General features: G+C 75.5%; 21 protein-coding genes. 10 read left to right on the top strand and 11 right to left on the bottom strand.

Features of this window, described 5'->3' with window-relative positions:
- Nucleotides 1–22: 22 nt before the first annotated feature.
- The gene (locus ACO229_RS16475) at nt 23–1027 is read left to right on the top strand and encodes an NAD-dependent epimerase/dehydratase family protein (protein WP_397429607.1); all 1005 of its coding nucleotides are present in this window, start codon (nt 23–25) and stop codon (nt 1025–1027) included.
- On the opposite strand, the gene ACO229_RS16470 is transcribed toward ACO229_RS16475, so the two are convergent.
- From ACO229_RS16470 to ACO229_RS16430, 9 genes are read right to left on the bottom strand one after another with little or no spacing between them, the layout of a single operon-like run.
- Nucleotides 960–1982 carry a glycosyltransferase family 9 protein gene (locus tag ACO229_RS16470; RefSeq protein WP_423462158.1) on the bottom strand — a complete coding sequence of 341 codons (1023 nt, stop codon included), beginning with the start codon at nt 1980–1982 and terminating at the stop codon, nt 960–962. The genes ACO229_RS16475 and ACO229_RS16470 overlap by 68 nt on opposite strands.
- A 25-nt stretch (nt 1983–2007) precedes the next feature.
- The gene (locus ACO229_RS16465) at nt 2008–2787 is read right to left on the bottom strand and encodes an SDR family oxidoreductase (RefSeq protein ID WP_423462157.1); all 780 of its coding nucleotides are present in this window, start codon (nt 2785–2787) and stop codon (nt 2008–2010) included.
- Nucleotides 2784–4358, bottom strand: a complete 1575-nt coding sequence (locus ACO229_RS16460; RefSeq protein ID WP_423462156.1) for a PfkB family carbohydrate kinase — start codon at nt 4356–4358, stop codon at nt 2784–2786. The genes ACO229_RS16465 and ACO229_RS16460 overlap by 4 nt, the downstream gene beginning before the upstream one ends.
- The gene (locus ACO229_RS16455; RefSeq protein ID WP_423462155.1) at nt 4355–5023 is read right to left on the bottom strand and encodes a D-sedoheptulose-7-phosphate isomerase; all 669 of its coding nucleotides are present in this window, start codon (nt 5021–5023) and stop codon (nt 4355–4357) included. The genes ACO229_RS16460 and ACO229_RS16455 overlap by 4 nt, the downstream gene beginning before the upstream one ends.
- Nucleotides 5020–6324: a glycosyltransferase gene (locus ACO229_RS16450; protein ID WP_397429612.1), complete on the bottom strand. Its 1305-nt coding sequence runs from the start codon at nt 6322–6324 to the stop codon at nt 5020–5022. Before ACO229_RS16450 ends, ACO229_RS16455 begins: the two co-directional genes overlap by 4 nt.
- Nucleotides 6321–7328 carry a glycosyltransferase family 4 protein gene (locus ACO229_RS16445; protein ID WP_423462154.1) on the bottom strand — a complete coding sequence of 336 codons (1008 nt, stop codon included), beginning with the start codon at nt 7326–7328 and terminating at the stop codon, nt 6321–6323. Before ACO229_RS16445 ends, ACO229_RS16450 begins: the two co-directional genes overlap by 4 nt.
- Nucleotides 7325–8419, bottom strand: a complete 1095-nt coding sequence (locus ACO229_RS16440; RefSeq protein WP_423462153.1) for a glycosyltransferase family 9 protein — start codon at nt 8417–8419, stop codon at nt 7325–7327. The genes ACO229_RS16445 and ACO229_RS16440 overlap by 4 nt, the downstream gene beginning before the upstream one ends.
- A complete protein-coding gene (locus ACO229_RS16435) occupies nt 8416–9972 on the bottom strand; it encodes an HAD-IIIA family hydrolase (protein ID WP_423462152.1) in 1557 nt (518 codons plus the stop codon). The genes ACO229_RS16440 and ACO229_RS16435 overlap by 4 nt, the downstream gene beginning before the upstream one ends.
- Nucleotides 9969–11630: a carbamoyltransferase gene (locus tag ACO229_RS16430; RefSeq protein ID WP_423462151.1), complete on the bottom strand. Its 1662-nt coding sequence runs from the start codon at nt 11628–11630 to the stop codon at nt 9969–9971. The genes ACO229_RS16435 and ACO229_RS16430 overlap by 4 nt, the downstream gene beginning before the upstream one ends.
- A 231-nt stretch (nt 11631–11861) precedes the next feature.
- Here ACO229_RS16430 and ACO229_RS16425 point away from each other — a divergent pair, with 231 nt between their 5' ends.
- Genes ACO229_RS16425 through ACO229_RS16415 form a run of 3 tightly spaced genes read left to right on the top strand, consistent with a single transcriptional unit; the run spans nt 11862 to nt 14901 of the window.
- Entirely contained in the window at nt 11862–13052 is a 1191-nt protein-coding gene (locus ACO229_RS16425; protein WP_397417960.1) for a zinc-dependent alcohol dehydrogenase, read from the top strand.
- A 10-nt stretch (nt 13053–13062) separates the two neighbouring features.
- Nucleotides 13063–13530: a DUF6098 family protein gene (locus ACO229_RS16420; RefSeq protein ID WP_397417962.1), complete on the top strand. Its 468-nt coding sequence runs from the start codon at nt 13063–13065 to the stop codon at nt 13528–13530.
- Between the two features lie 45 nt (nt 13531–13575).
- Entirely contained in the window at nt 13576–14901 is a 1326-nt protein-coding gene (locus ACO229_RS16415) for a cytochrome P450 (protein WP_423462150.1), read from the top strand.
- Nucleotides 14902–14912: 11 nt separating this feature from the next.
- Here the strand turns inward: ACO229_RS16415 and ACO229_RS16410 are convergent, their stop codons facing one another.
- Nucleotides 14913–15875, bottom strand: a complete 963-nt coding sequence (locus ACO229_RS16410; RefSeq protein WP_423462149.1) for a TIGR03557 family F420-dependent LLM class oxidoreductase — start codon at nt 15873–15875, stop codon at nt 14913–14915.
- A 145-nt stretch (nt 15876–16020) separates the two neighbouring features.
- Here ACO229_RS16410 and ACO229_RS16405 point away from each other — a divergent pair, with 145 nt between their 5' ends.
- Complete coding sequence (locus tag ACO229_RS16405) at nt 16021–16470, top strand: SRPBCC family protein (protein ID WP_397417969.1); 450 nt, start codon at nt 16021–16023, stop codon at nt 16468–16470.
- A gap of 51 nt (nt 16471–16521) precedes the next feature.
- On the opposite strand, the gene ACO229_RS16400 is transcribed toward ACO229_RS16405, so the two are convergent.
- Nucleotides 16522–17325 carry an IclR family transcriptional regulator gene (locus ACO229_RS16400; protein ID WP_423462148.1) on the bottom strand — a complete coding sequence of 268 codons (804 nt, stop codon included), beginning with the start codon at nt 17323–17325 and terminating at the stop codon, nt 16522–16524.
- A gap of 177 nt (nt 17326–17502) precedes the next feature.
- Here ACO229_RS16400 and kduI point away from each other — a divergent pair, with 177 nt between their 5' ends.
- From kduI to ACO229_RS16375, 5 genes are all read left to right on the top strand, one after another.
- Nucleotides 17503–18321, top strand: a complete 819-nt coding sequence (gene kduI / locus ACO229_RS16395) for a 5-dehydro-4-deoxy-D-glucuronate isomerase (protein ID WP_423462147.1) — start codon at nt 17503–17505, stop codon at nt 18319–18321.
- Nucleotides 18318–19097: a 2-dehydro-3-deoxy-D-gluconate 5-dehydrogenase KduD gene (gene kduD, locus ACO229_RS16390; RefSeq protein ID WP_423462146.1), complete on the top strand. Its 780-nt coding sequence runs from the start codon at nt 18318–18320 to the stop codon at nt 19095–19097. The genes kduI and kduD overlap by 4 nt, the downstream gene beginning before the upstream one ends.
- 61 nt (nt 19098–19158) lie before the next feature.
- The gene (locus ACO229_RS16385) at nt 19159–20244 is read left to right on the top strand and encodes a sugar ABC transporter substrate-binding protein (protein ID WP_423462145.1); all 1086 of its coding nucleotides are present in this window, start codon (nt 19159–19161) and stop codon (nt 20242–20244) included.
- A 2-nt stretch (nt 20245–20246) separates the two neighbouring features.
- Complete coding sequence (locus tag ACO229_RS16380) at nt 20247–21290, top strand: ABC transporter permease (RefSeq protein WP_423465316.1); 1044 nt, start codon at nt 20247–20249, stop codon at nt 21288–21290.
- On the top strand, nt 21287–22843 hold the full coding sequence (locus tag ACO229_RS16375; protein ID WP_423462144.1) for a sugar ABC transporter ATP-binding protein: 1557 nt from the start codon (nt 21287–21289) through the stop codon (nt 22841–22843). The genes ACO229_RS16380 and ACO229_RS16375 overlap by 4 nt, the downstream gene beginning before the upstream one ends.
- Nucleotide 22844 lies beyond the last annotated feature (1 nt).

Here is a 22844-nt window from a genome sequence, read left to right as displayed (position 1 = left end):
GGGTCCGGCGAGAGGACGACCGATGGGCAGCCAAGGCGTGCGCGAGAACCCCCGGGAACACGTGACGAGAGCCGTCGTCACCGGCGGTGCCGGGTTCGTGGGCAGCAGGCTCTGCGAGGTGCTGCTGGACTCCGGCGCGGAGGTGGTGTGCCTGGACAGCCTGCTGACGGGACGGACCGAGAACCTCGCGGCCGTACGGACGCACGAGCGGTTCCGGTTCGAGCAGTGCGACATCGCCGAGGGCCTCTCCTCCCGCGGCGTCCGGGCCGCGGTGCGGCCCGGGGTGGACCTGGTGCTGCACCTGGCGTCCCCCGCCTCGCCCGTCGACTACCTCGAGCACCCGCTCGAGACGCTGGACGCCGGGTCCCGGGGCACGCGTGCCGCCCTCGACCTGGCGCAGGACCAGGGCGCGCGCTTCGTGCTCGCCTCGACGTCCGAGGTGTACGGCGACCCGCAGGTCCATCCGCAGGACGAGGGGTACTGGGGCAACGTGAGCAGCGTGGGGCCGCGCAGCGTGTACGACGAGTCCAAGCGGTTCGGCGAGGCGCTCACGGCGGGTTACCGGCGTGCCCTCGGCACCGACACCGGCATCGTGCGGATCTTCAACACCTACGGGCCCCGCATGCGCGAGCGCGACGGCCGGGTGGTGCCCACGTTCATCCGGCAGGCGCTGGCCGGCGAACCGCTGACGGTCGCCGGGGACGGCAGCCAGACCAGGTCGCTGTGCTACGTCGACGACCTCGTGGCCGCACTGCTGGCGTTCGCGCGCAGCGGCCACCCGGGCCCGATGAACCTCGGCAACCCGCACGAGCTGTCGGTCCGCCGGATCGCCGACGACGTGCTCGCCGCCACCGGGTCGGCGTCGCGCATCGAGCACGTCGAGCGGCCGACGGACGACCCGGGCATGCGCTGCCCCGACATCGGCCTGGCGCGGGCGGAGCTGGGCTGGGAGCCGCAGGTCAGCTGGCAGGACGGGCTGGCACGGACGGTGGAGTGGTTCCGCTCCCGTTCGCGCGACGCGGCCTGAGCGCCGCCTCGCACCCGGCGACGACGTCGGCGGCCGTCACGCGGGCGAGCGCCGGGTCGAGGCGGTCGGCGTTCGCGTCGCGCGGCGCGGTGCCGGGGTCGTCGAGCCAGAGGACGACGTGCCTGTCCCGGTCGATCAGCGGCCCCCAGAGGGCCGGCGGCGTGGGGCCGAACAGCGTCACGGACGGCGTGCCGTACGCCGTGGCCAGGTGAGCGACACCGGTGTCGGTGCTGACCAGCAGGCGCGCCGTGGCGACCAGGTCCGCCAGGGCGGGCAGCGCGAGACCCCCGGAGAGGTCGCGGACCGGTGCGTCCGCCGCGGCCGCCACGCGCCGGCAGAGCAGCCGCTCCTGCGGCGAGCCGGTCAGCACGACGTCGTGCCCGCGTGCGGCGAGCGCGGCGACGACCTCGGCCCAGCGCGCCGCCGGCCAGCGCCGGGCCCCGGCGGCCGCGCCCGGGTGCACCACCACGGGGGCGCCGCGCCCGCCCGGCAGGTGAGGCTGCGGGTGGGGCCGGCGCAGGCGCAGGTCGTCCGGACCGCAGGACCCGCCGACGCTCCGGACCAGCCGGCACCAGCGCAGCACCTCGTGCTCGTCGTCGTCCCAGTCGGGGCCGATGTGCCCGGCCTCGGCGTTGTCGAACGCGATGAGCGCGTCCGGCCGCGTCGCCTGCAGGACGCGGTGGCTCTCCGGCCCGCGGCCGTGCAGGTCGACGGCGAGGCAGCCGGGGGCGTCCTGGGCACCGCCCGGCCCGGCCCACGGCCAGGGCAGCCGCGCCAGGCCGTGGGTCGGCAGCACCGCGTCGATCACGCCGAGGCCGCTCAGCCAGTCGCCGATGCCCTGACCGGTCGCGAGCACCACCCGGTGTCCCGGCCAGGCCCGCCGTACCCCGCGGAGCGCGGCCACGCCGGTCAGGGCGTCGCCCAGCCCGAGCGCGCGCAGCACCAGGACGGTCATGCCGTGCTCCCGGTGACCGGTCCGCTCACGGCCAGGACGCCTCGCCCGACGCCATGACGAGCATCTCCCGGATCTCGCTCCCGGGCGGCTGGGTGAGGGCGGTGAGGGCGGCTCCGGCCGTGGCCGCGGGGTCGTTCAGGTCGGCGTCCGGACCGGGCTTGTACTGCTCGGTCCGGCCGTCGAAGAACGGTGTGCGCATGCCGCCCGGGATCAGGCAGGTCACCCCGACCCGGCCCGCGTACTCGGCCGCCAGCGCCTGGCTGAACCCGCGGATGCCCCACTTCGACGCGCAGTAGGCCGTCGCGTCGCCGGCACCCCGCAGCGCGAGGGTGGAGGCCACGGTGACGACCGTGCCGTGCCGTTCCTCCAGGTACGGCAGGGTGGCCCGGACCACCGCCACGGTGCCCAGGAGGTTGACGCGGATCACGCGCTCCCAGTCCCCGGGATCGATCTCCAGCAGGGGTCCGCACGCGTCGATCCCGGCGGCGGTCACCACGGCGTCGGGCGGGCCGACCTCGTCGACCAGAGCGTCGACGGCGCGCTGCGCGGCCCCCGGGTCGGCGAGGTCGGCCGCGGCGAACGGTACGTCGGCCCGGGGTTCGGCCACGTCGAGGACGGCGGGCGTGCCGCCCGCGGCGGCCACCGCGTCGACCAGGGCCGCGCCGAGACCGGACGAGCCGCCCGTGACGAGCACGGTGCCGACGGACCGGGGCGCGAGCGGGGCCGTGGCAGGGGCAGGCGCGGACCCGGTGGTGGGGCGGGTGGCAGGGCTGGTGCTGGTGCTGGTGGTGGTGGGCACGGTCATGATGACCTCCTCATGGTCGGTGGGATGGTGGCGTTCGCGGGGTCGCTCGCCCGGACGTGGCTGACGAGCCCCGTGGTCGAGCGGCCGTCGAGCTGGGGCAGGGTCACGACCTGCCCGCCGTAGGCGTGCACGACGGTCGCCTCGGGCAGGCTCGACCGGGTGTAGTCGCCGCCCTTGGCCCAGATGTCGGGCCGCAGGTCGGCCACCGCGGCCGAGGGCTCGTCGTCGTCCAGCACGACGACGTGGTCGACGCACTCCAGGCCCTCCAGGACGCGCCTGCGGTCGGCCAGGGGTACGACCGGCCGCTCGGGGCCCTTGAGGCGGCGCACGGAGCGGTCGGAGTTGAGCAGCACGACGAGGTGGTCGCCCAGCCGCCGGGCGGCCGTCAGCATGCTGACGTGGCCCGCGTGGAGCAGGTCGAAGCAGCCGCTGGTCGCGACGAGCACGCCGCCCGTCGCGCGCAGCCGCGCCCCCAGCTCCGCAGGTGGCACCGGGTGGTCCGGTTCGGCGACGACGGCGCGGGGGCCGGCGTCGCGCGCCCGGCGGAAACCGTCCGCGCCCCCGGAGGCGACCCAGGCGCTCGCCGCGGCGACGGCCTCGCGGACGGCGTCCGCCGGGGTGTCGCCGCGGGCGAGCCGGTCCACGGCCGTGGCGGCGAAGCGGTCGCCGGCGCCGCAGGGGTCCGCGCCGCGCACGGGCCGGGCGGGCAGGTGCCGGACCACGGCGGGTGCCCCGTCGTCGTCGCCGTCCGGCCGGGTGACGACGAAGGCGCCCCGTTCGCCGGCGGTGACGCCGACGGACCGCGCGGCCCAGGCCCGCCGCAGCACGTCGGCCACGGCGGGCACGTGCCCGTCCTGGCCCGCCGGGGGGTCCGGGAGGTTGCCGGCGGCGCGCTCGGCCTCGGCCGCGTTGGGGGTGATCAGCGCCGCCGCGGGCACGGGCGGCCCGCCCCGGGGGTGCGGGTCCCAGACGAGCGGGACCCGGCCGGCCGTCTCGGCGAGCAGCTCCCGCAGGAGCGGGTCGCGCGTGACGCCGCCGCCGTAGTCCGCCACGAGCACGGCGTCACAGCGGGCGAGGGCCTCCCGCACCGGTTCCGCCGTCTCGGGCGTGACCCCCGCCGGCGTGCCGGGCCCGCCCTCGTCCACGCGGACCAGGCTCTGCCCGGAGCTGCGTACCCGCGTCTTGCGGCGCGTCGGGCCCTCGTGGCCCAGGGGGACGAGCGTGACGTCCGCGAGCTGGCGGCGCAGCTCCTCGCCGTCCGCGTCGTCGGCCAGCGGGGCGACCAGCACCACGTCGGCGCGCGGGGCGCACAGCAGCGCCGCGAGGCCCGCACCGCCGGGGCTCTGCCGCACCTGCGCCACGTCCACGACGGGTACCGGGGCGTCGGGCGCGAGCCGCGTGACGGTGCCGTCCACGTCCCGGTCGAGCAGCACGTCACCGACCACGACGACGAGGGGCCGGGCCGTCGCGACGTGCGGCACAGCACGCGGCCCGGTATGCGGCCCGGTATGCGGCACGGGCGTGGGCCGTGCGGGCGGGACGGCACCTGCGGCGGGGACCGGGCGGCTCATGCGCGCACCTCCGCTGCCCTGGCCGGGCGCCTGCGGGCCGCCTGCTCACGCCGGGCCACCTCGGCGTCGAGCGCCGCGCAGACGGCGTGCACCACGACCAGGTGGGCCTCCTGGACGGCCGCACCGGAGACGGACGGGACGGCGAGCACGTCGTCGCACAGCGCGGCGAGCGGGTTGGGCGCCTGTCCCGTCAGGGCCCAGGTACTGAGCCCGAGCTCGCGGGCCCGGCGTGCGGCGACCAGCACGTTGGCGCTCGCGCCCGACGTGGACAGGCACAGCAGCACGTCGCCGGGGCGGCCGTGCGCGGCGACCTGGCGGGCGAACATCTCGTCCTGGCCGTAGTCGTTGACGATCGCGCTGAGGCTGGAGGTCTCCGCGTGCAGCGCGATGGCGGCGAGCGGCACGCGCTCGCCCTCGAACCGCCCCACGAGCTCCGCGGTCAGGTGCTGGGCCTCGGCGGCGCTGCCGCCGTTGCCCGCCACGAGGAGACGGTGGCCGGACAGGAGCCGTCCGGCGAGGTCCACCCCCCACCGCTCGATCTGGTGGTGCACCGCGGTCAGGTGGTCGAGGCCGGCCAGCAGGTCGGCGCGGTGCTGCCGCAGCCAGCCCTGCCCGCTGTGGTCGTCGGGGGACCAGCCTGCCGGGTTGCCGGGTCGTTCGCTCATCGGATGCCTCCCGTGGGGGTCAGGGACGTGCGGGCCGCGGCCCGTCGCGCGCCGTCCCGGGCGCGGACGGGCGGGAACTCGGCGACCTCGGCGTAGGCCTCGGCCGTCTGCCGGGCCACGGAGACCCAGCCGTACCGGCGTTCGGCGCGCACGCGCGCGGCCGCGCCGAGGCGATGCCGGAACCGGTGGTCGGTGAGGCGGGCCAGCGCGTCGGCCACCGCCTCGGGGTCGCGCGGCGGCACCAGGAGCCCGGTGCGCTCGTGCACCACGGTGTCGAGCATGCCGCCCACCGCGGAGGCGACGACCGGACGCCCGCACGCCGCCGCCTCCAGCGGCACGATCCCGAACGGCTCGTACCAGGGCGTGCAGGCCACGACGTCGACGTCGCGCAGGAGGCCGGGCACCTCCTCGTGCGCCACGGCACCGAGGAACCGCACCCGGTCGCCCACCCCGGCCCGCGCGGCGAGGTCGCGCAGGCGGCGCACCTCGGGGTCACGGTCGATCTCGTCGGCCGGCGGGCCGCCCGCGACGAGCAGCTCGACCGGGGCGGGCCCTCGTCCGGCGAGCACGGCGAGCGCCTCGACGAGGGTCGCGACGCCCTTGCGCTCCACGAGCCGGCCGACGGAGAGCACCCGCAGGGGCGAACCCTCGCCGGGCCGCCGGGGACCGTTCGGTCCCGGCGTGAACACCCCGAGGTCGACGCCGCAGGGGACCACGCGGACGCGGTCGTCCGTGCCGCCCATCTCGTGCAGCTCCCGCACCTCGTCCCGGCAGGTCGCGACCACCAGGTCCACGTCCCGGCACAGGGCCGCCTCCAGGCCGATGCGGGCGGCGGGACTGGTGTCGGCCGCGCCCTGGTAGCGCCGCTTGACGGTGCCGAGGGCGTGGAACGTCTGGACCACGGGGATCTCCGGCACTCCGGGGTGGGCGGACCAGCGGGTGGCGCGCAGCGCGGCGAGCCCCGACATCCAGAAGTGGGCGTGCAGCACGTCGGGCCGGCTCTCCGGGTCGGTGAAGCGAGCCGCGAGGTCGTCCCCGAAGGGGTCCATCCAGGGCAGCAGCTCGTCCTTCGGCAACGGCTCGGCCGGCCCGGCGTCGACGTGCACCACGTCCACGCCGTCCGCGAACGGCACGCGCCCGGGCAGGGCCGGGTCGTCGCGGCGCGTGTAGACGTCGACGTGGTGGCCGTCCGCCGCGAGCCGTGCGGCCAGGGCGGCGACGTGGACGTTCTGCCCGCCCGCGTCGGCCTCGCCCAGCGTGGCGAGGGGGCTGGCGTGCTCGGAGATCATGGCGATCTTCATGCGGACACCTCCTGGTTCAGCAGCGTGGTCCACCGGTCGAGGAAGACGTCGAGGGAGTAGTGGGTCAGGACGTGCTCGCGGGCCGCCTTGCCGTACGTGGCCGCCTCCGCGGGGTCGGCCAGCCACCGGCGGGCCACCGCGACGAGCTCGTCCGGGTCGGCGCTGAGCACGCCGGCCTGCGGCGGTACCGCGGCGTAGGCCGCGGTGACGGGCAGGGCCAGGACGGGCAGGCCCAGGGCCATGGCCTCCAGCAGCGCGAGGCCGAGGCTGGTCCACCGGTAGGGGTGCAGGTAGAGGCGGGCGCCGGCGAGCCGGTCGTGCAGCTCCGCCTGCGGCAGGTCCGCCAGCCGCCCGGCCGCCGCGGCCGCCGTCGGGCCCCGGGCGGTCAGGTGCTCCGCGAGGAGCGGTGTGCCCATGCCGTACACCTCGGCCGGGACCTGGCTCGCGACGTGCAGCAGCACGTCGGTGCCGGCGGCCCGCCACCGGCGCACGGGCTCGTTCACGACGGCGGCCACGTGCTCCCGCTCGCCGGTGTACCGGGGCCCGGGGTCGGGTACGCCGTGGTCGATCACCGTGGTCCGGGCCTGCCCGGTGTCCCACATCAGGGCGTTGAACCCGGTCACGTGCACCAGGGGGAGACGGCCGCGGGCCACGACGTCGACGTCGGCCAGGGGATGCCGGGTGGCCGCGGCGGGGCCGCCGGGGGCGTCGTGCTCCAGGTACACGGCGGGCACGTCGTACCCGGCGCGGCGGCCGGTCCACTCCCGCAGGAGCCGGGCCTCGTGGGGCCGCTGGAGCAGCACCACGTCGACGCCGCCGGCGTCGAAGGAGCGGCGCAGCTCCTCGGGGCCCACCTCGCGGACCGCGGGCGGCCAGTCCCAGGTGCGGGCCCGGCCGCGGCCGTCGGCGGGACGTCCGGGCAGCACGGGCACCAGGTACTCGTGCCCGCCCTGGACGAAGGCGGTGGTCCACGACCCGTGCACGTGCCAGAGCAGGATCCTCATGAGCGCCACCGCCCTGCGCCGGCCGTGGCCGGGGCGGGCCGCCGGGCCAGCCGGGCCACGGCCTGGGACACCTGCCCCGGCGTGACCGAGGAGAGGCAGGGGTGGCCCGGGACCGGGCACGTCCGGGCCCGGGTGGCGCGGCAGTCCGCGCCCTGGTCGCCGAGCACGAGCCGGGGCACCCCGTAGGGCAGCCACCGCTCGACCGGGACCACCGGGGCGAACAGGCTGGCCACGGGGGTGCCGACGGCCGCCGCCAGGTGCGCGGGCCCGGTGTTGCCCACCACGGCGCACACGGCCGTGTCCAGGACGGCGGCGAGCTCGGCGAGGCTGGTGCGCCCGCCCAGGTCGGTGGCGTGGCCGTCCGCGACGTACGCGGTGAGCCCCCGCTCGGCCGGGGACCCGGTGACGAGCACGTCCCAGCCGTCGTCGCTGAGCTGCCGCGCGATGGCCCGGGCCTGCTCCGGCAGCGGGGCCCGTGCCGGCACGGACGCGCCCGGGTGCAGCACGACGGCGTTCCGCGCCGGCGTGCCGTCCTGGCCCGGCGGTCGTGCGGCCGCGGGGACCGGCGGCAGCGGGCGGCGCACGGCGAGGAGCCCGTCGTCGTCCGCGGGCAGCGCGGCCCCCGCGCGGGCGGCGAGGTCCAGCGCCGCCTCGACCTCGTGCAGCCCCGGGCCGCGCCGGTGCCGTACGTCCAGCAGCGATCCGGGGTAGTCCTCGCTGGTGGCCACGACCCGGCGGACACCCGCGAGCCGGGCCAGCAGCGCCATCGGCAGCGGTGACTGGTGGAAGGACGTGAAGATCACCGCGAGCCGGTAGCGGCGCGCCACGAGCCGGGCCACCAGGTCGAGCACCGCCTCGGCGGACACGGGCGGGGGCGCGGTGCCCGACCACGGCGCCTCGAAGCGGAGCGTCTCGGTGACGCCGGGCAGCAGGGCGGCGGCCTGGGCGCCCGCGCCGGAGACCAGCAGGTCCACCTGCTCGTGGGTCGCGGCCAGCGCGCGGACGGCGGGGCCGGTCAGGAGCACGTCGCCGTCGCTGTCGAGCCGCACGGCCAGCACGCGGTCCGGGGGCGTGTGCACGGTGGTCGTCACAGCAGCGTCACCACCTCGTCGAGCGTGGCGGCCACCGCCGGCGCGCGGGTCAGCTCCTCGCCGCGGGTCACCTCGGTGGGCACCAGGACGCCACGTGCGCCGGCGGCGACCGCCGCGCCCACGTCGCTGCCGATGTCGCCCACCACCACGCACTCCGCCGGCAGCACGCCCAGGTCGGCGGCCGCCCGGAGCACCAGGCCGGGCTCCGGCTTGCGGCACGTGCACCCCTCCTCGGGGGTGTGCGGGCAGCGCTGCCAGGTGTCGAACCGGCCCAGCAGCCGGCGCACCCGCCGGTCCACGGCGTCCACCTGCGCGGTGGTCACCAGGCCGCGGCCGATGCCGGACTGGTTGGACACCACGCCGACGAACACGCCGTCGCCCCGGAGCTCGTCCAGCACACGCCGCGCACCGGGCAGCGGCTCGACGGCGTCCGGGTCCGGGTTGTAGGGCACGTCACGGACCAGGGTGCCGTCCCGGTCGAACAGCACGGCCCGGACCGGCAGCGGCCAGGCCGGGACGGAGCGCCCCAGGCCCTGCCGCCACCGCCACGCCCCGCGCACCCGGTGCGCGACGGCGGCGAACGGGATCAGCGCGCTCGTCACGAGCATCCGGGCCAGCTCGGCGCCGTGCCCCTCGTCGCCGCGCCGGGGTCCCGGCGCGATCCGCTCGGCGGAGAACTTCGCGGTCAGCCCCGCCCAGACGGCACCCGCGAGGACGGCGACGGCGCGGGTCGTCTGCGGGTCCCGTCCGCCGAGCGCGGCCGCGGTCACGCCGGCACCGAGCGCCGTCAGGCCGGCGGTGACCGTGGCGGCGTGCCAGGGCAGACGGCCCGGACCCGCCTCGGTCCGGGCGCGCCAGGAGCGGCCGTACAGGGCCCGCAGCAGGGCGTCGTCGGCGTTGCCCGCCTGGGCGCGCACGCTCGCGAGGTGCCCGGCGGGCCGCACCGGGTGGTCGACGGACCGCACGCCCCGCGCGAGCCGCCAGCCCGCGGTCCGCAGGCGCAGGGCCAGGTCGGCGTCCTCGCGGTAGGCGCGCCGGAAGCGTTCGTCGAACCCGTGCACCTCCTGCAGGGCGGCCCGGCGGAAGGCCATGTCGGCCGTGGCCCAGCGTGCCCGCTCCAGGCCGGCGGTGTTGCGCTCCAGGTCGGTCGGAGGCTGGTGGCCCGGCAGGGGTACGTGGATGCGTCCCTGCACGCCGGCGACGTCCGGGTCGGCGGCCGCCAGGTCCTGCGCCAGCGCGTCGGCCCAGAGCGGGGGCACCACGACGTCGTCGTCCAGGAAGGCGACCCACTCCGTGCGCGCGGTGCGCCAGCCGACGTTGCGGGCGGCCGCCGGGCCGCGCCCGCCGCTGCGCAGCACGCGCACGCCGGGCACCGGGTCGGGGCCGAGGTCGAGCGGCGGGTTGGTCCCGTGGGCCGGGAACGGGCGGTCGTCGACCACCAGCACCTCCAGCGGGGCCGGGCCCACCGCGGCCGTGGCGCGGACGGAGGAGAGCAGGGCACCGAGCTGCGGACGGCCCACGGTCGGGACCACGACCGAGTACGACGGCCTCATCGCGCACCTCCGGCGGGGGCGAAGGCGTCGGCGCGCCGGACCAGGTGCGGCCCCAGCACCAGCACGTCCACCGGCGTGGAGCCGAACAGCTCCAGCACGTCGCGCGGGCTGTCGACCATGGGCCGGCCCGCGGTGTTGAGGCTCGTGTTGACCACGACCGGCAGGCCCGTGCGGTCGCGGAACGCGCGGAGGGTCGCCTGCAGCCGCGGCTGCGAGTCGTCGACGGTCTGGACGCGGGCCGTGCCGTCCACGTGGACGGCCGCCGGGATCCGGTCGCGCCACCCGGGGGCGACCTCGTGCACGAACAGCATGTACGGGCTCGGGACCGGGCCGCCCGAGAAGATCTCGGGGGCGTCCTCCAGCAGCACCATCGGTGCCACCGGGCGGAACTGCTCGCGGCCCTTGACCTCGTTGAGCCGCTCCGTGTTGGCCCGGTGACCCGGGTGCGCCAGCAGCGACCGCTGGCCCAGCGCTCGCGGCCCGAACTCCGAGCGGCCGTCGAACCAGGCCACCATGGCGTCGTCGGCCAGCGCGGCCGCCACCTGCCCGGGCAGGTCGGGCGGCGTGGTGAACGGCACCCGCGCCGTGCGCAGCGCCCGGGCCAGCTCGTCGTCCGACCAGGACCGCCCCAGCGCGGCCGACGTCATGGGCCGGGGCACCACGCCCGCCTCCGCCGTGAGCTGCAGGGCGGCGCCCAGGGCGGTGCCCGCGTCACCGGCGGCGGGCTGCACCCACACGTGCTCGAACGGCGTCTCGCGCCACAGCCGCGAGTTGGCCACGCAGTTCAGCGCGGTGCCGCCTGCGAGCGTCAGCGCGGCGTCACCCGTCCGCGCGTGCAGTGCCGTGGCCAGCTCGACGAGCAGCTCCTCCAGGCGCGCCTGGACCGACGCCGCGAGGTCGGCCCGGTCGCGCGCGGGTCCGCCGGCACCCGGTTCGTCGGCAGTCCCCGGCACCGCCGGCTCCGCCCATCGCGACCAGTCGGGCGCCTCGGCCTCGAAGCCGCCGTCCGGCGTGGTGCGCAACAGCTCCCGCAGCTCCGGGAGGAACCGCGGCCGGCCGTAGGACGCGAACGCCATCACCTTGTACTCGTCGCTCGACCGCAGGAACCCGAGGTGCTCGGTCAGCGACTCGTACACGAGGCCGAGGGAGTGGGGCAGGTCCTGGCTCGCCAGCGTCTCCAGCTTGCCGTCCGCGTACCGCCCCGCCAGGAACGACGACCGTTCGCCGCGACCGTCGAGCGACATCACGCTGCACGCCTCGAAGGGCGAGGCCAGCGCCGCCGACGCGGCGTGCGCCACCTCGTGCGGCACGAACCGCACGGCGTCCGGGCTCAGCCCGGGCAGCGCCGTCGCGAGGAACCACGGCGCCCGCTCGGCGTACCGCAGCCGCAGCCAGTCCCACGGGTCGGGCAGGCCCATCTCCTCGGACGGCCTGGCCAGCGCCGGGTCGAACGAGTAGGCCACGGCGTCCAGGTCGCCGGGCTCCAGCCCGCCCACCTCCAGGCACCACCGCGCGGCCTGCTCCGGCAGCTCCCAGGCCGCGAACGGGACCGGGCGCTTGCCGTGCTTGCGCCGGGTGAAGCGTTCCTCCTCGGCCGCCGCGAGGATCTGACCGTCCACCACGAGCGCCGCCGAGGGGTCGTGGAAGAGAGCGTTCACTCCGAGAACTCGCACAGGTGACCTCCACCGAAGGGTCGTCACCGGGCTTCTTCCGGTTCCACCACCGTCGAGCGCCCCGGAACCACTCGCATCTCGAACCGCTTCCCGCCACGTCCGTGCCGGATCCTGTGCCGAGATCCGTGCCGGATCCCGTGCTGATGCGGGTGACCGCGCCCGGGGTGAGGCTGGCAGGACGAGGCCGACGCAGACGACACGGATCGGACGGCGAACATGCGAGCACTCACCTGGCAGGGCAACGAGCGGGTCAGCGTCGAGGACGTGCCGGACCCGACGATCCAGGAACCGCAGGACGCGGTCGTGCGGGTCACCTCGACGGCGATCTGCGGGTCCGACCTGCACCTGTACGGGGTGCTGGGCGCCTTCCTCGACGCCGGCGACGTGCTGGGGCACGAGGCGATGGGGGTGGTCGAGGAGGTCGGGCCCGAGGCCGGTGACCTGAAGCCCGGCGACCGGGTCGTGGTCCCGTTCGGCATCGCCTGCGGCGGGTGCTGGATGTGCCGCCACGGGCTGCAGTCCCAGTGCGAGACCACGCAGGTGACCGACCAGGGCAGCGGAGCCGCCCTGTTCGGGTACACGAAGCTGTACGGGCAGGTGCCGGGCGGGCAGGCCGAGTACCTGCGGGTGCCCCAGGCGCACTACGGCCCGGTCGTGGTGCCCGACGACGGTGAGCCCGACGAGCGCTACCTCTACCTCTCGGACGTGCTGCCCACGGCGTGGCAGGCGGTCGAGTACGCCCAGGTGCCCGAGGGCGGGTCGGTCGTGGTGCTGGGCCTGGGCCCGATCGGCCAGATGGCAGCCCGCGTCGCCGCGCACCGCGGCGCCGGGCTCGTGGTCGGCGTCGACCTGGTGCCCGAACGGCTGGCGATGGCGGCCCGCCACGGCGCCACGGTGATCGACCAGAACCGGACCGACGTCGTCGGCGCCGTGCGCGACCTGACCGAGGGCCGCGGTCCGGACGCGGTGATCGACGCGGTCGGCATGGAGGCGCACGGCTCACCGCTCGCCGAGACGATGCAGAAGGCCTCCGGCCTGCTGCCCGACGTGCTGGCCAAGCCGCTCACCGAGCACGCCGGGACCGACCGGCTGGCCGCCCTCCTGACCGGCATCGAGCTCGTGCGCCGGGGCGGCGTGCTCTCGCTCGCGGGCGTCTACGGCGGCGCCAAGGACCCGCTGCCCATGCTGCGGCTCTTCGACAAGCAGGTGACGATACGGCAGGGGCAGGCCAACGTCCGCCGCTGGACGGACGACCTGCTGCCGCTGGTGGGCGACCCCACCGACCCCCTCGGCGTGCTCGACCTGCGCACCCACCGCTGGCCGCTCGAACGGGCGCCCGAGGCCTACGCGATGTTCCAGAGGAAGGACGACGGATGCGTCAAGGTAGTGCTCGACCCGGCCGCCTGAGGTTCCGCCCGTGCACCGTGCGGGGGCACCGGTCGTGACCGGCGACCGGGCCGGCTCCTCGCCGCCGCCCGGCGTGCCCCGGCTCGGGTCGCTCGCCGAGGCGGCCGAGCTCGCCCAGCTCCTGGCCCCGTTGTACGTCCGCTTCAGCGCGGGCCCCGAGGCCGACCGGTCCACGGTCAGCCGGGACCACGAGAGCGGCTGCCTGATGCCGGGGCTGAGCGCCAACCCGATGACGCCGGAGCCGTGGTGGACCCGCCCCGTGGAGCACTGGGTGGCGCGCCAGCTCAGCCAGTACGCCCACCTCATGGTGGACGACCGCTTCCCGTGGCTGCTGACGGGCACGGTCTCCGCCCGCGGCCCGGACTGCGAGCCGCTGCTCGTCGAGATCACACCGGTGGCCTACCTCGCCCGGCCCGTCGTGGACGAGGCCGTCGCGCTCTACCGGCAGGTCTTCGCGCCGGGTGCCGACGGCACCTGACCCACCCCACCCACGAGCGCACGGCACACCCGAAGGCGAGGCCCCATGACGTCCACACCGGTAGACCTGAACCCCGCGGAGGCCACCCGCGTCCTGGCGGGCGTGCTCGCACCCCTGGTCGCCCAGGGCGCGATCGTCCGCCGTCCCCAGGCCACCGCCTGGGCCGAGCGCCACCAGACCGACCGCGCCGCCCGCGCCGTCCTGACCGGGCTGCGCGCCCGGCACGACGGCGCCCCGCTCGTCCTGCGGCTCGGCCCGCGCCGCATGGTCGTGGTCACCGAGCCCGGTCACGTGCGCCGGCTGCTCGAGGAGTCACCCGAGCCCTTCACTCCCGCGTCGAAGGAGAAGGTCGGCGCCCTGCGCCACTTCCAGCCCGACGGCGTGCTCATCTCGTCCACCGCCGACCGGCGCTACCGCCGCCCCTTCAACGAGACCGCCCTGCGCACGGAGCTGCCCGTGCACGACGACGGAGCCGCCTTCACCGACGCCGTACGGCACGGAACTGCGGAGCTGGCGCGTCGGCTGCGCGGCTCCGGCGGGCTCGACGCCGCGACGTTCACGGACGTGTGGTGGGGCATCGTGCTCCAGGTGGTGCTCGGCGCCGGCGCACGCGCCGACCGGGAGCTCGTGGACCTGCTCGACGCCCTGCGCCGGGACGCGAACTGGTCGTGGTTCCACCCGCGGGACGAGCGCCGCCGCACCGAGCTCGCGAGCCGCATCGAGTCCTACCTGGCCGCCCCGGAGCCGGGCACCCTGGCCGCGGCGGCGCACGCCGCGGGCGCCGCCACGGCCCCGGGTCAGGTACCGCACTGGCTGTTCGCGTTCGACGCCGCCGGGGCGGCGACGCTGCGGGCGCTCGCCGTCGTGTCCGCCCGGCCCGAGGTGCGCGCACGGCTGCTGGCCGAGGTGGCCGCGCCGGGGCCCGGCACCGCCCTCCTTCCCTACGCGCGCGCCTGCGTGCTGGAGTCGCTGCGCCTGTGGCCGACGACGCTCGTGGTGCTGCGGGACTCCACCGCTCCCACCGTGTGGGGCGAGCGCACCCTGCCCGCCGGCACGGGGTTCGCCGTGGTCAGCGCGTTCTTCCACCGCGACCCGGCACGGCTCGGCCACGCCGACGCGTTCGTGCCCGAGGCGTGGCTGGACGGCCGCAACGCCGACGACTGGGGGCTGGTGCCGTTCAGCGGGGGACCGGTGTCGTGCCCGGGCCGGAACGTCGTGCTGCTGGTGACCTCGCACCTGCTGGCGCACCTGGCCGCCCACGACCTCCGGGTGGCCCGCGGCCGCTACCTCGCGGAGGATCCGCTCCCGGCCACCATGGACCACCTGGGTCTGCGGTTCGGTCTCGGCGAGGCTGCCGCCGACCGGCCCTGAGGCGCCGGCCGCTACAGGTTCCGCAGCCGCTCGACCAGCGGCCCGGCGGCCTCGGCCAGGAACCGGTCCTGGTGGTGCTCGCCCACCTGCACGATCGCCAGGTCGGTGAACCCGGCCTCCAGGAAGGGGCGCGCGCTCTCGGCGAGCTTGTCCAGGTCCGGGCCGCACGCGATCGACGACGCGACGTCCTCGGGCCGCACGAACTGCGAGGCCGCGGTGAACCCGGCCGGCGTGGGAAGGTCCGCGTTGACGGACCAGCCGCCGCCGAACCAGCGGAACTCCGCGTGCGCCCGCTCGACCGCGGCCTGCTCGTCCGGGTCCCAGCAGATCGGCACCTGCCCGAACACGCGCGACCCGCCGGGGTGCGCGGCCTGCCACTGCCGCACCACGTCGCCATCGGGCATCGCCTGGACCACGTGGTCGGCCAGGGGCGCGAAGCGCTCGACGCCGCGCTGGCCGGAGACCGCGACCCCGATCTCGACGCCCGTTCCCGGTGTGTCCCAGAGCCGCCCCGAGTCGACGCGGAAGTGCTTGCCCTCCCACGTCACGAGATCGCCGGTGAGCAGCTCGCGGATGACGTTGACCGCCTCCTCGAGCATGTCGTGGCGCACCTCGATGCTGGGCCAGCCCCGGCCCACCACGTGCTCGTTCAGGTTCTCGCCCGCGCCGAGCCCCAGGGTGAACCGGCCGTCGGCCAGGATCTGCAGCGTCGCCGCCTGCTGGGCCACCACGGCCGGGTGGTAGCGCATCGTCGGGCAGGTCACGAAGGTCATCAGCTCGGCCCGGCTCGTGGCCTGGGCCACGGCCCCCAGCAGCACCCACGCGTTCGGCGCGTGGCCCTGCTCCGGGAGCCAGGGGGAGTAGTGGTCGCTCGAGAGCTCGAAGTCGAAGCCGGCCTCCTCGGCCGCCGTCGCGTGCCGGACCAGCTCGCGCGGCCCGCTCTGCTCGGTCATGAGGGTGTACCCGATGCGCATGGAGTGCTCCTTCGCCGTCTGGTCCCCTCCGACGCTGGACCCGTTCGCGCCCACTCGCACGTTCGCGTGCGCGCCCGGTCGCCCGGCGGGCGAGTGACCCGGCACGGTCCGAGGGTGGAAGGACCCGAGAGAAGAGGAGACGCTCATGACGAGCATCACGAAGTCCGTCGACGTCGACGTCCCGGTGCGCACGGCGTACAACCAGTGGACGCAGTTCGAGGAGTTCCCTCGGTTCATGCAGGGCGTGCAGGAGATCCGTCAGCTCGGCCCGACCCGCACGCACTGGACGACGAAGGTGGGCGGGGTCGAGCGCGAGTTCGACGCCGAGATCACCGAGCAGCACCCGGACGAGCGCGTGGCGTGGAAGAGCGTGTCCGGTCCCGAACAGGCCGGGGTGGTCACCTTCCACCGTCTGAACGACGCGCAGTCCCGGGTCACCGTGCAGCTCGACTGGACGCCCGAGGACGCCACGGAGAAGATCGGCAGCGCCCTGAACGCCGACGACCGCCGGGTCCAGGGCGACCTCGACCGGTTCAAGGAGTACATCGAGGCTCGCGGCACCGAGACCGGAGCCTGGCGCGGCGACGTGGACTGACCGCCCGAGCACGCGGGCCCCGCAGCGTCCGGCGCTGCGGGGCCTGCGTGCTCAGCGCACCATGCTGTTGTCGTGCACCGCCGTGAGCCGCGACTTCACGCTCAGCAGGGTCTCGATGATGAGGTCCTCGCGCCCGCCCCCGAGCCGGCTGATCGGCACGGCGACGCTCATGGCGTCCACGGCCCGGTGGCCGAACGGGAGCGCGACGCCGAAGCAGCGCACCCCCAGGCAGGACTCCTCGCTCTCGGTGGCGTAGCCCTGGTCGGCCGCGCGGTCGATGATCTCGAGCACGGCCTCCTTGTCGGTGGTCGTGTGGGACGTGATCGCGGCGATCGACTCCGGCACCAGGTCGCGCCGCGCCTCGGTCGGCAGCTCCGCGAGCAGCGCACGGCCCAGCGAGGTGGCGTAGGCCGGGAGGCGCCGCCCGACGGCGGAGTGCATGCGCAGCGGGTGCACCGACTCGCGCTTGGCCGTGTAGATGACGTCTGCGCCGTCGAGCCGGCCGAGGTGGACCGTCTCCTCGGTGACGGCGGCGACCTCGTCGAGCACCGACGTGGCCCGGGCCAGGACCGGGTCGCCGTCGAGGTAGGCGGAGCTCACGACGAGGGAGTGGATGCCGAGCTGGTAGACGCTCCCGGTGGGGTCGGTCTGCAGCCAGCCGCGGTCGGTCATGGTCCGCAGCAGCGCGTGCAGGCTGCTCTTGGGGATGCCCAGGCGGGTCGAGAGCTGCAGCTGGGTCCCGGGGCCGCGCGCCGCGATGTCGTCCAGCAGGTCCAGGGCGCGCGCGGCGGACTTGACCGGCCCGGCGTCGCCCGCACCGGCCGACTCCCTGCGCAGTTCCTTCTGTAGCGGCATCGATGTTCTCCCCTGGCCCTTCCGCGGTGCACCGGGGAGCCCCCCGGGTGATTCCGACCCTACCGCGAGTTCGCATACATGGACAGGTTTCCGCCCCTTGACCCGTGAGCCAGGTCACGTCTATGGTCGAGCAAGTTCACATAGACGAACGCAGTTCACAAACCGAGAGGCGACCTCGTGATCCAGGTTCGATACTCGACATCTCCGTCCGGCGCGGAGACGGCCACCACCGCGGACCTGCGCGAGAGCTTCCTCGTCGCAGACCTCTTCGTGAGCGGCGAGGTCCGGGGCACGTACACCCACGACGACCGGATGGTGGTGGGCGGGGCGCTCCCCGGCGCGGAGGAGCTCGCCCTGCCGTCCTGGACCGAGGTGCTGGGCACCGAGACCCACCTGGAACGCCGCGAGCTCGGCGTCATCAACGTCGGTTCCGCCGGTCATGTGGTCGTGGACGACGAGAAGTTCGAGCTCGACCACCTCGACGGCCTGTTCGTGGGGCGGGGCAGCGAGGTGTCCTTCGGTGGCGCCGACGCCGCCTTCTACTTCGTGTCCGCCCCGGCCCACGCGACCTACCCGACCCAGGCGCTGCGCCACGGCGAGGTGGAGCCGGTGCCGCTGGGCTCGGCCGAGGCCGCCAACGAGCGCAACCTCTTCCGGTACGCGTGGGGTCAGGAGCTGAAGACCTCGGTGCTCCAGTTCGGCGTCACCGTGATCGCCAGCGGCTCGGTCTGGAACACGTTCCCGCCGCACCTGCACGACCGGCGCACCGAGATCTACTGCTACGTCGACCTCGACGAGGACGACCGCGTCTTCCACTTCCTGGGCAAGCCCGGCGCCACGCGGCACCTCGTGCTGCGCAACCGCGAGGCCGTCATCTCCCCGCCGTGGTCCATCCACGCCGGGGCCGGCACCGGCTCGTACGCCTTCATCTGGGCCATGGCCGGCGAGAACAACCACTACACCGACCTGAGCCCGGTCGCGCTGGAGGACCTGTGACGACCGGCCCCGGCGGCCCGGCGCGCTCGCCCTTCGACCTGCACGGCCGGTGCGCCGCGGTGACCGGCGCGGGACGCGGCCTCGGTCGTGCCGTCGCGCTCGGCCTCGCCCGCGCGGGCGCGGACGTCGTGCTGCTGGGCCGGCCGGGCCGCCAGGAGGAGACCCGCGACCTGGTCGTCGCGCTCGGTGCGCAGGCCGACGTCGTCGACCTCGACGTGAGCGACCTCGACGCGGTCGAGCGGGTCGGTGCCGAGCTGACCGCCGCGCGCCGGATCGACGTGCTGGTCAACAACGCGGGCATCATCGACCGCGAGGACTCCGTGGCCGTGCGCCGGGACGCCTGGCAGCACGTGCTCGACGTCAACCTCAACGGCCTCTTCGCCCTCACCCAGCAGCTCGGCCGCCCGATGGTCGAGCGCGGCCACGGCAAGATCGTCAGCATCGCCAGCCTGCTGTCCTTCCAGGGCGGCCTGCGGGTGGTGTCGTACGCCGCGAGCAAGCACGGCGTCGCCGGGGTCACCAAGGCCCTGGCCAACGAGTGGGGACCGCACGGCGTCCAGGTCAACGCCATCGCCCCCGGCTACATGGTCACCGACAACACCACGGCGCTCCGCGAGGACGCGGACCGCTCGCGCTCCATCCTCGAACGCATCCCGGCCGGCCGCTGGGGTACCGCCGAGGACATCGCCGGAGCGGCCGTCTTCCTCAGCTCCTCCGCCGCCGACTACGTCAACGGCCACGTCCTGGCCGTCGACGGCGGATGGATGGCCCGCTGACCCGTCTCCTTCTCGACCCCCACCGCCGGACACCGGCACCGAACGAAAACGAGGAACGACAATGAAGTTCACCTCACGGCCCACGGCCGCCGTCCTCGGCGTCGCCCTGGCGGCCGCCGCACTCACGGGCTGCACCGAGACCGCTGCCGGGGGCGACGACGCCGCCGCGGCCGGCGGCGCCTGCGACCCTGCCGACGTGACCCTGGTGGGCCAGGTCCGCAACGAGTCCAACCCCTACGAGGCCTCGTGGCTCGACGGCGGCGACGCCTTCGCCGAGCAGGTCGGCCTCACCCAGGAGCGGCTCACCTACGACGGCGACTCGACCCGTCAGCAGGAGCAGATCAGCCAGCTCCTGGCGGGTGACACGGAGTGCCTGGTCATGAACGTGCTGCCCAACGGCGACTCCGACACCCCGCCCATCGTCGAGGGCGCGCAGGACGCGGGCGCCTACCTGGTCACCCAGTGGAACAAGCCGGCCGACCTGGACGTCACCGACTACGACCACTGGCTGTCCCACATCACCTACGACGGCGTCGAGTCCGGCCGGCAGATCGGCGACGCGCTGGCCGAGGCCATCGGCGGCTCGGGCGGCATCGTCGCCCTCCAGGGCATCCTCGACACCGGCGCGGCCAAGGACCGGTTCGCCGGGCTGGAGGAGTCCCTGGCGGCCAACCCCGACGTCGAGCTGCTCGACGACCAGACCGCCAACTTCTCCCGGGCCGAGGCCCTGGAGGTCACCAAGACCCTGCTCACCAAGCACGGCGACGACGTCAAGGGCATCTGGGCCGCCAACGACGACATGGCGCTCGGCGCGCTGGAGGCCCTGGAGCAGGCCGGCCGGGACGACGTCGCGGTGGTCGGTATCGACGCCGTGCCGGACGCGCTCACGGCGATCCAGGACGGCACCATGACGGCCACAGTCTCCAGCGACGGCCCGTGGCAGGGCGGTATCGGCCTGGCCATCGGCTACTGCGTGGCCACCGGGGAGCTCGCCGTCGAGGACATCGCCGACGAGGACCGTGCCTGGTACGCCGAGCAGTTCCTCATCCAGCAGGACAACGTGGCCGACTTCGTCTCGCCGGCCACCAGCGAGGCCGACTTCGCCTGCGACAACCTCTTCAGCCGCTCGCAGGGCGCGATCTCGTGACCATGGCACCCCCCACCGACACCGGAGCCGGCACAGGGGCCGGCTCCGGGGCCCGCACCGGCGTCGTGCCCGCGTCCCGCCCCCGGCCTCGGCGGGGGGTGTCGCTGCGGGACGCCGGTCCGCCGATCGCCCTGGTCGTCGTGTCCGGGATCTTCGCGGTCCTCAGCCCCGACTTCCGCACGCTGTCCAACGTGCAGAACGTCCTCGACGCCGCGGCGGTCCTCGCCGTGGTGACCTGCGGCATCAGCTTCGTGCTGATGATGGGGTCGATCGATCTGTCCGCCCCCGGCATCATGGGCGCGTCCGCGATCACGGTCGCGCTCCTGGTCGCCAACAACCGCAACGACAACGACCTGGGGCTGCTCGGCGTCGGCGTCGCCGTGCTGCTCGCGGCCGCGCTCGGCTGTCTCAGCGGGCTCGCGCTGGTGCTGCTCAAGGTGCCGTCGTTCATGGCCACCCTCGGCGTCTCCGCCGTCGGCCTGGGTGTGGCCACCCTCCTGTTCGCGGGCGTGCAGCCCAACATCACCGACACCACGGTGGGCGGCTGGGCCGTGGAGCGGTTCGCCGGGCTGGCGCTCCTGACGTGGATCGCCCTGGCCTGCGTGCTGGTGGCCTGGCTCGTGCAGCGCTACACGCGGCTGGGCCGGTACGCCTTCGCGATCGGCGGTGCCGAGGAGGTGCTGGCGCTCTCCGGCGTCCGGGTGGCGCCCTACAAGGTCGCGGTCTTCACGATGGCGGGCGCGTTCTACGGGCTCGCCGGCGTGCTGGTCACCAGCCAGCTCAGCGCGGGCCTGGTTCAGGCGGGCCGGGGCTACGACTTCTCCGCCATCACGGCGGCCGTCGTGGGCGGCACCCTGCTCACCGGCGGGCGCGGCGGCATCCTCCAGTCCACGGTCGGGGTGCTGCTGGTGACCGTGCTGACCAACGGGCTCGTCCAGGTCGGGGTGAGCCCCTACTGGCAGGGCGGTGTCCAGGGCCTCATCGTCGTCGCGGCCGTCGCGGCCGCCGTCATCCCGCAGCGTCGTAGGAACCAGGTGACCAAGTGACCGCCACCCCGCACACCGCCACCCCGCACACCGCAGTCCCGCACGCCCTGGAGGTACGCGGCCTGGTCAAGCACTACCCGGGCGTCAAGGCCCTCGACGGCGTCGACCTGGTCGTGCGCCCGGGCGAGGTGCTGGGCCTGGCCGGCGAGAACGGCGCCGGCAAGTCCACGCTGCTCAAGGCGCTCGTCGGGCTGGTGCGGCCCGACGCCGGCGAGATCTGGGTACGTGGCGAGAAGGTGCGCCTGAGGAGCGTGGTCGACGCCGCCGACCACGGCATCGGCATGGTCTTCCAGGAGCAGTCGCTGGTGCCCAACCTCACCGCGGCCGAGAACATCGTGCTGGGCAGCGAGGGTCCGGGCGTGCGCCGCGGCATCTACCGCTGGAGCACGATGCGCCGGCTCGCACAGGAGCAGCTCGACAAGATCGGGTCGCACATCGACCCGCTCGCGCGCACCGACACCCTGTCGTTCGCGGACCGCCAGATGGTCGAGATCGCCAAGGTGCTGCGCATCGAGGAGCGCACCTCGCACCCGCCCGTCATCATCCTCGACGAGCCCACCTCCGTGCTGGAGGCCAAGGAGATCGAGACCCTGTTCACGCACGTGCGCCGGCTGCGCGAGTTCGCGTCCGTCGTCTTCGTCTCGCACCGGCTCGACGAGGTGCTCGACGTCTGCGACCGGGTCGCCGTGCTGCGCGGCGGCCGCTCGGTGGGCGAGCTGCCGGCCGCGGACGCGGCCCCCGCGGAGCTGCACCGGATGATGATCGGGGCCACCGGCTCGGACGACCACTACCACGGGGCGTCCGCCGCGACGTCCGACGAACCCCGTCGCCCACGCCTCGTGGTGCGCGGGCTGACCGGCCGGACCTTCCGGGACGTCGACCTCGACGTCCACGCAGGGGAGATCGTCGGGATCGTCGGCGTGCACGGCTCCGGGCGCGAGGACGTGTGCCGCGCGCTGTTCGGCGCCGAGCCGGTCACGGCCGGCGAGGTGGTGCTCGACGGCGAGCGGCTCGACCTGTCCGGCACCCGCGCGGCGTGCGCGGCCGGCATCGGCTACGTGCCCGCCGAACGCAAGACCGAGGGGATGGTCGGCCCCATGTCGGTGGCCGACAACATGACGCTCACCAAGCAGCACGCCCGCTGCGCCGGGCCCGTGGTGCGGCCGCGCAAGCAGGCGACGCTGGTCGACGGCTGGATCGAGCGGCTCTCGATCCGCACCCCGCACCGGGGCACCGCGATCCAGCGGCTGTCGGGCGGCAACCAGCAGAAGGTGGTGCTGGCCCGCTGGCTCGTGGCCGGCGACGTCCGCCTGCTGCTGCTCGACCACCCGACGCGCGGCCTCGACGTGGGGGCGCGCTCGGAGGTGTACCGCCTGATGCGCGAGCTCGCGGGCACCGGCGTGGCCACGGTGCTGCTCGCCGACAGCCTCGAGGAGGCCATCGGCATGTCCGACCGGATCGTCGTGATGAGCGACGGTCGCGCGACCACGGAGGTCGCCGCCCCCGCGGGCGGCAAGCCGACCCCGCTCGACCTCGTGAAGGAGATGGTCTGAG

This window comes from Promicromonospora sp. MS192 (assembly GCF_049532985.1).
Taxonomy (GTDB): Bacteria; Actinomycetota; Actinomycetes; order Actinomycetales; family Cellulomonadaceae; genus Promicromonospora.
The sequence above is the reverse complement of the archived record's forward strand: the minus strand, read 5'-3'. Positions and strand labels throughout refer to the sequence as shown.

Bases quoted from the DNA above. Each gene is read 5' to 3' on its own strand.
- ACO229_RS16475 (WP_397429607.1), top strand. From the start codon at position 23: ATGGGCAGCCAAGGCGTGCGCGAGAACCCCCGGGAACACGTGACGAGA.
- ACO229_RS16470 (WP_423462158.1), bottom strand. From the start codon at position 1,982: ATGACCGTCCTGGTGCTGCGCGCGCTCGGGCTGGGCGACGCCCTGACC.
- ACO229_RS16465 (WP_423462157.1), bottom strand. From the start codon at position 2,787: ATGACCGTGCCCACCACCACCAGCACCAGCACCAGCCCTGCCACCCGC.
- ACO229_RS16460 (WP_423462156.1), bottom strand. From the start codon at position 4,358: ATGAGCCGCCCGGTCCCCGCCGCAGGTGCCGTCCCGCCCGCACGGCCC.
- ACO229_RS16455 (WP_423462155.1), bottom strand. From the start codon at position 5,023: ATGAGCGAACGACCCGGCAACCCGGCAGGCTGGTCCCCCGACGACCAC.
- ACO229_RS16450 (WP_397429612.1), bottom strand. From the start codon at position 6,324: ATGAAGATCGCCATGATCTCCGAGCACGCCAGCCCCCTCGCCACGCTG.
- ACO229_RS16445 (WP_423462154.1), bottom strand. From the start codon at position 7,328: ATGAGGATCCTGCTCTGGCACGTGCACGGGTCGTGGACCACCGCCTTC.
- ACO229_RS16435 (WP_423462152.1), bottom strand. From the start codon at position 9,972: ATGAGGCCGTCGTACTCGGTCGTGGTCCCGACCGTGGGCCGTCCGCAG.
- ACO229_RS16425 (WP_397417960.1), top strand. From the start codon at position 11,862: ATGCGAGCACTCACCTGGCAGGGCAACGAGCGGGTCAGCGTCGAGGAC.
- ACO229_RS16415 (WP_423462150.1), top strand. From the start codon at position 13,576: ATGACGTCCACACCGGTAGACCTGAACCCCGCGGAGGCCACCCGCGTC.
- ACO229_RS16410 (WP_423462149.1), bottom strand. From the start codon at position 15,875: ATGCGCATCGGGTACACCCTCATGACCGAGCAGAGCGGGCCGCGCGAG.
- ACO229_RS16405 (WP_397417969.1), top strand. From the start codon at position 16,021: ATGACGAGCATCACGAAGTCCGTCGACGTCGACGTCCCGGTGCGCACG.
- ACO229_RS16400 (WP_423462148.1), bottom strand. From the start codon at position 17,325: ATGCCGCTACAGAAGGAACTGCGCAGGGAGTCGGCCGGTGCGGGCGAC.
- ACO229_RS16385 (WP_423462145.1), top strand. From the start codon at position 19,159: ATGAAGTTCACCTCACGGCCCACGGCCGCCGTCCTCGGCGTCGCCCTG.
- ACO229_RS16380 (WP_423465316.1), top strand. From the start codon at position 20,247: ATGGCACCCCCCACCGACACCGGAGCCGGCACAGGGGCCGGCTCCGGG.